Origin of the sequence: Nocardioides sp. (assembly GCF_035481145.1) — a bacterium.
Classification (GTDB): domain Bacteria; phylum Actinomycetota; class Actinomycetes; order Propionibacteriales; family Nocardioidaceae; genus Nocardioides.
On the sequence record NZ_DATIHB010000049.1, the window covers coordinates 1 to 11041 of the forward strand.

Sequence of the window (11041 nt, forward strand, 5' to 3'; positions counted from 1 at the left end):
CTCCATCTCCAGCCTGATCCACTCGAGCATCGGGCTCGTCGTGATGTCACTGACCGGCCTGCTGATCGGCTGGCGGATCCGGGGCAGCTTCGTCGACGCGATGCTGGGCTACGTGCTGCTCCTCGTCTGGGGCTTCGCGATGATCTGGCTCGGCATCCTGGTGGGGTCCGCGATGCGCTCCGTCGAGGCGGTCAACGGACTCATGTTCGCGACGATGTTCCCGATCACGTTCCTGGCCAACACCTTCGCGCCGACCGACCCGATGCCGGCCTGGCTGCAGACGATCGCCGAGTGGAACCCTGTCTCCTCGATGGTCCAGGCGGTCCGCGAGCTCTGGGGCAACGCCCCGGCCGCGCCCGACTCGGCGGCGCTGCCCCTGCAGCACCCGGTCCTGGCGACCTTCATCTGGGCGATCCTCATCACGGCGGTGCTCGCTCCGCTCTCGTTGCGGGCCTTCCACCGGCGCACGGCGGCCTGACCCGGGCCCGGAGCCCTGAGGTTAGGCTCACCTTCGTTGAGTGGCTCGCTTAATAACGTCACACTGTTGTTGTGCAATTCGAGCGGATCTCGACGAACGTCCCTGAAGGGGACGCTCCGACGCGTGCGCGCGTGCTCCGCCTGATCGCCGAGCAGGGTCCCCGCACGGCAGCCGACCTGGCTGCTGCGCTGGACCTCACCCCGGCGGGCGTCCGCCGTCACCTCGACCACCTGGTCGAGGGCGGCACTCTCGAGTCGGTCGAGCAGCGCACGCTGCCGGGCACCCGCGGCCGTGGCCGCCCTGCCCGCGCGTTCCGCCTCACGCAGATGGGCCGCGACCAGCTCGAGAACCAGTACGACGACCTCGCCACCCAGGCGTTGCGCTTCCTGCGCGAGACCGGGGGAGATGACGCCGTCATCGCGTTCGCACGCCAGCGCGTCGAGTTCATCGAGCGCGACTACGCCACGATCACGGCCGAGCGGCCCGACCTCTCCCCGGCCGAGGCGCTCGCCGAGGTGCTGACCCGCGGTGGCTACGCCGCCGGCGTCCAGCAGCTCCCGATCGGCGAGCAGCTGTGCCAGCAGCACTGCCCCGTGTCCCACGTGGCCCACGAGTTCCCGCAGCTGTGCGAGGCCGAGACCGAGGCGTTCAGCCGGGTCCTCGGGTCGCACGTGCAGCGGCTGGCCACCATCGCCCACGGCGACGGTGTCTGCACGACTTGCATTCCCCAGACAGTGACCCGCACGAGGGCCAGCAACAAGGACGGAGCGTCGGCATGACGATCTCTCAGGACACCCCCAACGCGATCGAGGAGCTCAACCCCGAGCTCAAGGGCATCGGCAAGTACGAGTTCGGCTGGGCCGACAAGGACATCGCCGGCGCCAACGCGAAGCGTGGCCTCAACGAAGAGGTCGTCGCCGACATCTCCGCGAAGAAGTCCGAGCCGCAGTGGATGCTCGACCTCCGCATGAAGGGCCTCAAGCTCTTCCACCGCAAGCCGATGCCGACGTGGGGCTCCGACCTCGACGCGATCGACTTCGACAACATCAAGTACTTCGTGCGCTCGTCCGAGAAGCAGGCCGCCTCGTGGGAGGACCTGCCCGAGGACATCAAGAACACCTACGACAAGCTCGGCATCCCGGAGGCCGAGAAGCAGCGCCTCGTCGCCGGTGTCGCGGCGCAGTACGAGTCGGAGGTCGTCTACCACTCGATCCGCGAGGACCTTGAGCAGCAGGGTGTGCTCTTCCTCGACACCGACACCGCGCTGAAGGAGCACCCCGAGCTCTTCCAGGAGTACTTCGGCACCGTCATCCCGGTCGGTGACAACAAGTTCGCCGCGCTCAACACCGCCGTGTGGTCGGGTGGCTCGTTCATCTACGTCCCGAAGGGTGTCCACGTCGACATCCCGCTCCAGGCCTACTTCCGGATCAACACCGAGAACATGGGCCAGTTCGAGCGCACGCTGATCATCGTCGACGAGGACGCCTACGTGCACTACGTCGAGGGCTGCACCGCGCCGGTGTACTCCTCCGACTCGCTGCACTCCGCGGTCGTCGAGATCATCGTCAAGAAGGGCGGCCGCTGCCGCTACACGACCATCCAGAACTGGTCCAACAACGTCTACAACCTCGTCACCAAGCGCGCCGTCTGCGAGGCCGGCGCGACGATGGAGTGGGTCGACGGCAACATCGGCTCCAAGGTGACGATGAAGTACCCCGCCGTCTACCTCATGGGCGAGCACGCCAAGGGCGAGACGCTCTCGATCGCCTTCGCGGGCGAGGGCCAGCACCAGGACGCCGGCGCCAAGATGGTCCACGCCGCGCCGAACACCTCCTCGAGCATCCTGAGCAAGTCGGTGGCGCGCGGCGGTGGCCGCACGTCGTACCGCGGCCTGATCCAGGTCAACGAGGGTGCGCACGGCTCCAAGAGCAACGTCCTGTGCGACGCGCTCCTGGTCGACCAGATCTCCCGCTCGGACACCTACCCGTACGTCGACATCCGCGAGGACGACGTGTCGATGGGTCACGAGGCGAGCGTCTCGAAGGTCTCCGACGACCAGCTCTTCTACCTGATGCAGCGCGGCATGGAGCAGGACGAGGCGATGGCCATGATCGTCCGCGGCTTCATCGAGCCGATCGCCAAGGAGCTGCCGATGGAGTACGCCCTCGAGCTCAACCGCCTGATCGAGCTGCAGATGGAGGGTGCGGTCGGCTGATCGCCACCGCCCCGCCACCCGCCCGACGACGTACGAAAGCAACCCTGTGACTGTGACTGACAACGTGAGCGCTGCTCTCGAGCTCGACAAGGTGGAGTCCCACCTGCACCCGGAGGGGTCCTTCGACCTCGCCGACCACACCGTCCCGACCGGCCGCGAGGAGATCTGGCGGTTCACCCCGCTCAAGCGCCTCCGTGGCCTGCACGCCGACGCGCCGCTCGGTGGTGCGTCGTACACCGCGGACATCACCGCCCCGGAGGGTGTCGTGACCGCGGTCGTCGACTCCGCCGACGCTGGTCGTGGCGCGAGTGGCCTCGTGCCGTGGGACCGCATCGCCGCCCGCACCTGGGACGCCGCCGCGAAGACGCTGACGGTGACCATCCCCAAGGAGCAGGTCGCGGACCAGCCGGTCTACGTCGACGTCACCGGCACCGCCACGTCGCCCGAAGACGAGGCGACCGCGAGCCACGTCGTGATCACCGCGGAGCCGTTCTCCAAGGCGACCGTCGTACTGCGCTTCACCGGCTCGATGACGCTCACCGACAACGTCGAGATCGTCGTCGGTGACGGCGCACAGCTGACTGTCGTCTCCATTGACGACTGGGCCGACGACGCCGTCCACATCGGCCACCGCCACGTGCGGGTCGGCCGCGACGCGGCGTTCAAGCACGTCGACGTCACCTTCGGTGGCTCCGTGGTCCGCCACGACACGACCGCCGACTACGCCGGTCCGGGCGGCTCGGTCGACATGCTCGGCCTCTACTTCGCCGACGCCGGCCAGCACATCGAGCACCGTCTCTTCGTCGACCACACGGCTCCCAACACGAAGTCCAACGTGGTCTACAAGGGCGCCCTGCAGGGTGAGGGTGCGCGCACCGTCTGGATCGGCAATGTCCTGATCCGCAAGGTCGCCGAGGGCATCGAGACCTACGAGGAGAACCGCAACCTCGTCCTCACCGACGGCTGCCAGGCCGACTCCGTGCCGAACCTCGAGATCGAGACCGGCGAGATCGAGGGCGCGGGCCACGCCTCCGCCACCGGTCGCTTCGACGACAACCAGCTCTTCTACCTGCGCTCGCGTGGCGTCAGCGAGAAGGAGGCGCGGCGCCTGGTCGTGCACGGCTTCTTCAACGACCTGATCCGCCACATCAACGTGCCGGAGCTCGAGGAGAGCCTCTTCGCGACGGTCGAGGCCGAGCTGGCGAAGAACGTCCTGGCCGAGGACGACGAGGTCGCCTGAGATGGCCTTCGTCAAGGCGGCCGCCCTGGCCGACATCCCCGAGGACGAGGCGTTCGGCGTGACCGTCGACCGCTACGACCTCGCGCTCGCCAAGCACGGGGACGAGGTCTTCGCCCTGCAGGACCTCTGCAGCCACGCGAACATCCCGCTCAGCGAGGGCGAGGTGGCGGCCGACGCGACCGGCACCTGCACCGTTGAGTGCTACCTGCATGGGTCGACGTTCGACCTGCGCACCGGCAAGCCCACCTGTTTCCCGGCGACCGAGCCCGTCGCCACCTTCCCCGTCGAGATCCGCGATGGCGATGTTTACGTCGACGTCGAGACCACCCTGAATGGAGTCACCCCCGCATGAGCACCCTCGAGATCAAGGACCTGCACGTCTCTGTCGACACCGAGGACGGTGCGAAGGAGATCCTCAAGGGCGTCACGCTGACCATCAAGGACGGCGAGACGCACGCGATCATGGGCCCCAACGGCTCTGGCAAGTCCACGCTGGCCTACTCGATCGCCGGCCACCCGAAGTACACGATCACCTCCGGCACCGTCACGATCGACGGCGAGGACGTCCTCGCGATGTCGGTCGACGAGCGCGCCAAGGCCGGTCTCTTCCTGGCCATGCAGTACCCCGTCGAGGTCCCCGGCGTCTCCGTCGCCAACTTCCTCCGTACGGCGAAGACCGCGCTCGACGGTGAGGCTCCGAAGCTCCGCACCTGGGTGAAGGACGTCAACGGCGCCCTCGAGAAGATGAACCTCGACCCGGCGTTCTCGAGCCGTTCGGTCAACGAGGGCTTCTCGGGTGGCGAGAAGAAGCGCCACGAGATCGCCCAGATGGAGCTCCTCGACCCGAAGGTCGCGCTGCTCGACGAGATCGACTCCGGCCTCGACATCGACGCGCTCAAGGTCGTCTCCGACGGCATCAACCGCTTCAAGGAGCGCGACGGCAAGGGCGTCCTGCTGATCACGCACTACACCCGCATCCTGCGCTACGTGAAGCCGGACTTCGTCCACGTCTTCGTCAACGGCAAGATCGCCGAGGAGGGCGGCCCGGAGCTGGCCGACCAGCTCGAGGCCGAGGGCTACGACAAGTACGTCAAGGCTGCGGTCTGATCATGTCCACGTTGTCCCTTCCGGGCCTGCTGAGTGACCTCGCGGTCATCCGGCTGGACTTCCCCATCCTCGAGCGCACGCTCGCGGGGGACCGTCCGCTGGTCTACCTCGACTCCGCGAACACCTCGCAGAAGCCGCAGGTCGTCATCGACACGATGGTCGACCACCTGGAGCGGCACAACGCCAACATCGCGCGCGCCATGCACCAGCTGGGCGCCGAGGCGACCGAGGCGTTCGAGGCCGGGCGGGACAAGGTGGCGGCGTTCCTCGGAGCGCCGTCGCGCGACGAGGTCATCTTCACCAAGAACGCCTCCGAGGCGCTCAACCTCGTGGCCAACGTGCTCGCGTGGAAGGGTCCGTTCCAGGTCGGAGAGGGCGACGAGGTCGTCATCACCGAGATGGAGCACCACTCCAACATCGTGCCGTGGCAGCTGCTGACGCAGCGCACGGGTGCGAGCCTGAAGTGGTTCGGCCTGACCGATGGCGGCGAGCTCGACCTCGCGAACATCGACCAGCTCATCACCGAGCGCACCAAGGTCGTGGCCTTCACCTGGGTCTCCAACATGCTCGGCACGATCAACCCGGTTGCCGAGCTGACCCGGCGTGCGCACGAGGTCGGCGCGCTGGTCGTCGTCGACGCCTCGCAGGCGGCGCCGCAGCTCCCGATCGACCTGGCTGCGATGGCACCCGAGGAGCGGCCCGACTTCCTGGTCTTCACCGGCCACAAGGTCGTCGGCCCGACCGGGATCGGCGTGCTGTGGGGCCGTGGCGACCTGCTCGAGCAGCTCCCGCCGTTCCTCGGTGGTGGCGAGATGATCGCGACCGTCACGATGGAGAAGTCGACGTACGCCGGCATCCCGCACCGCTTCGAGGCCGGCACCCCGCCGATCGTCGAGGCCGTGGGCCTCGGTGCTGCGGTGGAGTACCTCGGCCACGTGGGCCTGGACCGGATCCATGCCCACGAGCAGGCGATCACGGCGTACGCGCTGGAGGGTCTGCAGACGATCCCGGGCCTGCGGATCATGGGTCCGCTCGACGCCACGCAGCGCGGCGGAGCCATCTCGTTCGAGCTCGAGGGTGTGCATCCGCACGACATCGCGCAGGTCCTCGACAGCCGGGGCGTCGCGGTGCGTGCCGGCCACCACTGCGCCAAGCCGGCGCACCAGCGCTTCGGCGTGCAGGCGTCGACTCGGATGTCGTCGTACCTCTACACGACCCCGGCCGAGATCGATGCGCTGATCGAGGGCCTGGAATACACCCGCAGCTACTTCAAGTTGGGCTGACCCTATGGACCTCGACGCGCTGTACCAGGACATCATCCTGGATCACTACAAGAACCCCCACGGCAAGGGACTCCGCGAGGAGTTCGAGGCCGAGGTGCACCACGTCAACCCCACGTGCGGTGACGAGATCACGCTGCGCGTGCACATCGAGGAGGGCGTCGTCGCCGACGTCTCCTACGACTCGCAGGGCTGCTCGATCTCGCAGGCCTCCGCCTCGGTGCTCTACGAGCTCGTGCACGGCAAGCCGGTGGACGAGGCGATGGAGATCCACGCCAAGTTCCAGGAGCTCATGCAGGGCAAGGGCCAGGTCGAGCCGGACGAGGACGTCCTCGAGGACGGCATCGCCTTCGCCGGCGTGGCGAAGTTCCCGGCCCGCGTGAAGTGCGCGCTGCTGTCGTGGATGGCATGGAAGGACGCGACCGCCCAGTCCCTGGCTGGCGGTAACCAGGAGGAGAAGGCATGAGCAACGAGGCCCAGATCGAGCAGATCACCGAGGCGATGAAGGACGTCGTCGACCCCGAGCTCGGCATCAACGTCGTCGACCTCGGCCTGGTCTACGGCGTGCACGTCGAGGAGGACGCCGTCGTCCTCGACATGACGCTGACCTCCGCGGCCTGTCCGCTGACCGACGTCATCACCGACCAGACCAACGCGGCGCTGGAGGGCCTCACCAACGAGGTCACGATCAACTGGGTCTGGATGCCGCCGTGGGGCCCGGACAAGATCACCGACGACGGTCGCGAGCAGTTGCGCGCCCTCGGCTTCAACGTCTGATCCGAGGAGTGAGCCGGAGTCACGCCGAGCGCAGCGAGGTGTGGCGGAGGCGAGCCCCGCAGGACGTCAGACAAGGTGTGAACGTGTAATCACATCGGGGGTGGGGCCTGGAAGTCCCACGCCCGGAAGAGCACACCGCTCTTCACGCCCAGTGCGTTGCCCTGCGCGGTCGTGATCCACTCGACGAGGTCGCGCGGCGCCGGGTGCCACGGGAGCGCGGCCAGGTAGGCGCGGTGCGCCTCCAGCGACGCGACACCTGCCTCGACCGGGTCGCCCGTGACGTCGACGCCGTGGGTCGGTCGGTCCTCGCCGGTGACCAGCAGCCAGCGCGGCGAGTGCGGCTCGAGGCCCTCGTCGACCAGCTCCGGGAAGACCCAGCGGTTGCCGGCGTCACGGACCGCGTCGAGCGTCGCCAGACCGGCGGCCCGGTGGTCGGCCTGGTTGAGCATGCCCATGAACTCCACCTGCCAGGTGCCGGTGAGGACGGCGTCGGGCTTGAACTCGCGGATCGCCCGGGCGATGTCGCGGCGCAGGTCGAGGCCGTACACGAGCATCCCGTCGGGATGCTCGAGGAAGTCGACCCGCTCCACACCGACGGCGAGGCAACCGGTGCGCTGCTCCTCCATGCGGGCGGTCGCGCACTCGTCGGGCGGCATCGTGTCGATGCCGGCCTCGCCGCGGGTCAGCAGCAGGTAGCGGACCTCGATCCCGGCGGTCGTCCAGGCGGAGACGGCGGCAGACGCGCCGTACTCCATGTCGTCGGGGTGGGCCACCACGCAGAGCACGCGCTCGATGCCGTCGGTGGGCCAGAGGGGGAGCTTCTCGTCCATTCCAGCAGCCTCCTCCCGGTGGCGGAGCGCCGCAACTGGTCAGGAGTGGCAGATTTCCGCGGCCGGAATCTGCCGATCAAGACCAGTTCCGGGTGGGAGGTTGCGCGCCAAAAAGCGACTGGCCCGCTAACGTGCGACGCATGTGGCAGCCCGAGGCGCACTGGGAGCGCCTGCCGAGCGGGATGGGAGCGTCGACGCTCGGCGTCTGGCGCGACGGCGACCTGATCGTCAAACGGCTCGTCGCCCCGGTCGACGAGGACCCCGTTCCCCCATACGGAGTCGGGTGGTGGCGCAGGCAGGCCGATGTCGCGGCCTCGGGGGTCGTCGAGTCGACACCGGGCCTGCGGGGACCCGTGCTGGTGCGGATCGAGGAGGACGCCGACGGCCTCAGCTTCTGGTACGCCGCAGTGGCGCCCGAGGAACTGCCCGGGCCGTTCGTCGCGCAGGCGCTCGGTCGTTTTGCCGGCGCGTCGCTGGGGGTGCACCCCTGGCTCTGCCGTGACCAGCTCGGCCAGCGGATCGCCGCGACCGAGCGCCGGGGCGGCTGGACCACGCTGGCCCGCACGACCGTCGCCGACCTCGCCGACCGGCTGTGGCAGCGCCGCGGCCACTTCCTGCGGGCCGTGGCCGAGCTGCCCCAGGTGGCCCAGCACGGCGACCCGGTGCCGGCCAACCTGCTCGGCCGCTCGGACGAGGCCGTGCTCGCCATCGACTGGTCCAACCTCGGCACCGGCCCGGTCGGCGCCGACCTGGGCTACTGGTCACTCTCGGCGCGTGAGGAGTTCGACGTCCTCCTGGAGGCGTACGTCGACGGGCTGCCGCCCGGCGTGGCCTCGCTCGAGCAGGCGCGCCTCGGGGCGCAGGTGACCGCGGTCTACACCGCCCTCTCCCGCGCGGACTGGGCGCTGGCGCGAGCGGCCGAGGGGACTGGCGCGCTCGCGGCGAAGTACCGCCACCCGAGCGTCGCGCCGTACCTCAAGGCGCTGCAACGACAGTTCCCCCAGCTCGAAGCCCTCATCTGATCAGCCCCAGATGTTGCAGGCCTTGAACGTGCCGCCGTCGTAGCCCCGCTTGAACCACTCCATGCGCTGCTCCGAGGAGCCGTGGGTCCACTGGGTCTCGTCGACGCGCCCCTGCGTGGTCTTCTGGATGTGGTCGTCGCCGACAGTCGCGGCGGCCTCGATCGCGGTCTTGATGTCCTCGTCGGTGAGGTCCTCGATGATCACGACGCCGTCGTCGTTGGGGACGGTCTCGGCGTGGTGGGTCCACAGGCCGGCGTAGCAGTCGGCCTGAAGCTCCAGCTTCACGGCGTCGGAGTTCTCGCCCTGCTGGGTGCGGACGTTCTTCATCTGGCCGGTGATGTTCTGGATGTGGTGGCCGTACTCGTGCCCCAGGACGTACGGCTCCACGAAGGCTCCGTTGTTGCCGCCGAGCTGGCCCTCGAAGACCTGCTCGTAGAAGGTCGGGTCCTCGTAGATGGTGAAGTCCGCCGGGCAGTAGAACGGGCCCATCCCGGAGTTGGCGGCACCGCAGCCGGTCTGCACCTGGCCGCCGAACGTCCGCACCGGGGCTGGCTTGAACTGGCCGTCCTTGAACTGGGTCTCCCAGAACTGCTCGATCGAGAGGACCACGGCCTGGCGAGCGCAGTCGGCGTCCTTGTTGGCGTCCTCACCGGTCTTGCAGTTGTCATAGGTACCGTCCTCGGTGCTCGACTGGCCGCTGTCCCCGCCGGGGACGCCCGGGATGCCGGAGCCCGGGAGGCCGCCGCCGGAGCACATCTGGATCACGAAGTAGATGACGATCAGCAGGATCGTGCCCTTGATGCCCAGGCCGCCGGGGATCGGGAGGCCACGGCCTCCACCGAGCCCGCCGAGGCCACCGCCTCCGCCGCCCCCACCCCCGCTGATGCGGCCGCCGCCGATGTTCGCCTTGGGGTTGAACCGCATGGTGGGTTCCTTCCGATGGGGGAGTACCGAGCTTCCGCCCGTACACTAACCAGTCGAAATGATCACTGCCCAGAACCTCGAGGTCCGTGCCGGTTCACGCCTCCTCATGGAGGACGTCACGTTCCGCGTCGCAGCCGGCGACAAGGTCGGTCTGGTCGGGCGCAACGGCGCCGGCAAGACCACCCTCACCAAGATCCTCGCAGGCGACAACCTGCCTGCCGGCGGCACGGTGACGCGCTCCGGTGAGCTCGGCTACCTGCCGCAGGACCCGCGTTCGGGCGACCCCGAGCAGATCGCGCGCGACCGGATCCTCTCCGCGCGCGGTCTCGACGACGTCGTACGCCGGCTCCGCCAGGCCGAGGTCGACATGGCGTCGGAGGACCCCGAGGTCTACGAGAAGGCGATGAAGCGCTATTCGCGGGCCGACGACGAGATGCACGCCGGTGGCGGCTACGCCGCGGAGTCGGAGGCGGCGCAGATCGCCGCGGCGCTCGGCATCGAGGAGCGCATCCTCACCCAGCCGCTGCGGACGCTCTCCGGTGGTCAGCGCCGCCGCATCGAGCTGGCCCGGATCCTCTTCTCCGGCGCGGAGACGATGATCCTCGACGAGCCCACCAACCACCTCGACGCCGACAGCGTGGTGTGGCTGCGCGAGTTCCTCAAGGGCTACAAGGGCGGGCTCATCGTCATCAGCCACGACGTCGAGCTCGTCGGCGAGACGGTGAACCGCGTCTTCTACCTCGACGCGAACCGCCAGGTCATCGACGTCTACAACATGAACTGGAAGAACTACCTGCGTCAGCGCGTGGCCGACGAGGAGCGCCGCAAGAAGGAGCGCGCCAACGTCGAGAAGAAGGCGACCGCGCTGCAGCAGCAGGCGGCGCGCTTCGGTGCGAAGGCCTCCAAGGCCGCGGCGGCGCACCAGATGGTCGCGCGCGCCGAGAAGATGCTGTCGGGCCTGGAGGAGGTGCGTCAGGAGGACCGCGTCGCCAAGCTCCGGTTCCCGAAGCCCGCTGCCTGCGGCAAGACGCCCCTGACGGCGTCCGGGCTGTCGAAGTCCTACGGGTCGCTCGAGATCTTCACCGACGTCGACCTCGCGATCGACCGCGGATCGAAGGTCGTCATCATCGGCTTGAACGGCGCAGGAAAGACGACGCTGCTGCGCATC

At 68.7% G+C, this 11041-nt stretch carries 13 protein-coding genes; 11 read left to right on the forward strand and 2 right to left on the reverse strand.

All coding sequences use genetic code 11. The features are described from left to right. The 9 genes from VLF38_RS04040 to VLF38_RS04080 all read left to right on the forward strand — a co-directional run. The coding region (locus VLF38_RS04040) for an ABC transporter permease (protein WP_325270000.1) at positions 1-478 on the forward strand (478 nt) is incomplete at its 5' end. Between the two features lie 71 nt (positions 479-549). Next, a complete protein-coding gene (locus VLF38_RS04045) occupies positions 550-1257 on the forward strand; it encodes a helix-turn-helix transcriptional regulator (RefSeq protein WP_325270001.1) in 708 nt (235 codons plus the stop codon). Next, complete coding sequence (sufB, locus tag VLF38_RS04050; RefSeq protein ID WP_325270002.1) at positions 1254-2693, forward strand: Fe-S cluster assembly protein SufB; 1440 nt, start codon at positions 1254-1256, stop codon at positions 2691-2693. Before VLF38_RS04045 ends, sufB begins: the two co-directional genes overlap by 4 nt. Before the next feature lie 46 nt (positions 2694-2739). Beyond that, positions 2740-3933, forward strand: a complete 1194-nt coding sequence (gene sufD, locus VLF38_RS04055; RefSeq protein ID WP_414689360.1) for a Fe-S cluster assembly protein SufD — start codon at positions 2740-2742, stop codon at positions 3931-3933. A gap of 1 nt (position 3934) precedes the next feature. Beyond that, positions 3935-4285, forward strand: coding sequence for a non-heme iron oxygenase ferredoxin subunit (locus tag VLF38_RS04060; RefSeq protein ID WP_325270004.1), 351 nt, complete (start codon positions 3935-3937; stop codon positions 4283-4285). Beyond that, positions 4282-5040 carry a Fe-S cluster assembly ATPase SufC gene (sufC, locus tag VLF38_RS04065; protein ID WP_325270005.1) on the forward strand — a complete coding sequence of 253 codons (759 nt, stop codon included), beginning with the start codon at positions 4282-4284 and terminating at the stop codon, positions 5038-5040. The genes VLF38_RS04060 and sufC overlap by 4 nt, the downstream gene beginning before the upstream one ends. 2 nt (positions 5041-5042) lie before the next feature. Continuing rightward, positions 5043-6323, forward strand: coding sequence for a cysteine desulfurase (locus VLF38_RS04070; protein ID WP_325270006.1), 1281 nt, complete (start codon positions 5043-5045; stop codon positions 6321-6323). A gap of 4 nt (positions 6324-6327) precedes the next feature. Continuing rightward, positions 6328-6786 carry a Fe-S cluster assembly sulfur transfer protein SufU gene (gene sufU / locus VLF38_RS04075; protein ID WP_325270007.1) on the forward strand — a complete coding sequence of 153 codons (459 nt, stop codon included), beginning with the start codon at positions 6328-6330 and terminating at the stop codon, positions 6784-6786. Then, on the forward strand, positions 6783-7097 hold the full coding sequence (locus tag VLF38_RS04080) for a metal-sulfur cluster assembly factor (protein ID WP_325270008.1): 315 nt from the start codon (positions 6783-6785) through the stop codon (positions 7095-7097). Before sufU ends, VLF38_RS04080 begins: the two co-directional genes overlap by 4 nt. 89 nt (positions 7098-7186) lie before the next feature. On the opposite strand, the gene VLF38_RS04085 is transcribed toward VLF38_RS04080, so the two are convergent. Then, positions 7187-7927, reverse strand: coding sequence for a PIG-L deacetylase family protein (locus VLF38_RS04085; protein ID WP_325270009.1), 741 nt, complete (start codon positions 7925-7927; stop codon positions 7187-7189). Positions 7928-8067: 140 nt separating this feature from the next. Here VLF38_RS04085 and VLF38_RS04090 point away from each other — a divergent pair, with 140 nt between their 5' ends. Continuing rightward, positions 8068-8949: a phosphotransferase gene (locus VLF38_RS04090; protein WP_325270010.1), complete on the forward strand. Its 882-nt coding sequence runs from the start codon at positions 8068-8070 to the stop codon at positions 8947-8949. On the opposite strand, the gene ypfJ is transcribed toward VLF38_RS04090, so the two are convergent. After that, a complete protein-coding gene (gene ypfJ, locus VLF38_RS04095) occupies positions 8950-9873 on the reverse strand; it encodes a KPN_02809 family neutral zinc metallopeptidase (RefSeq protein ID WP_325270011.1) in 924 nt (307 codons plus the stop codon). A 58-nt stretch (positions 9874-9931) separates the two neighbouring features. Between ypfJ and VLF38_RS04100 the strand changes: the two genes are divergently transcribed. Beyond that, a partial coding sequence (locus VLF38_RS04100; RefSeq protein WP_325270012.1) for an ABC-F family ATP-binding cassette domain-containing protein occupies positions 9932-11041 on the forward strand: 1110 nt, incomplete at its 3' end.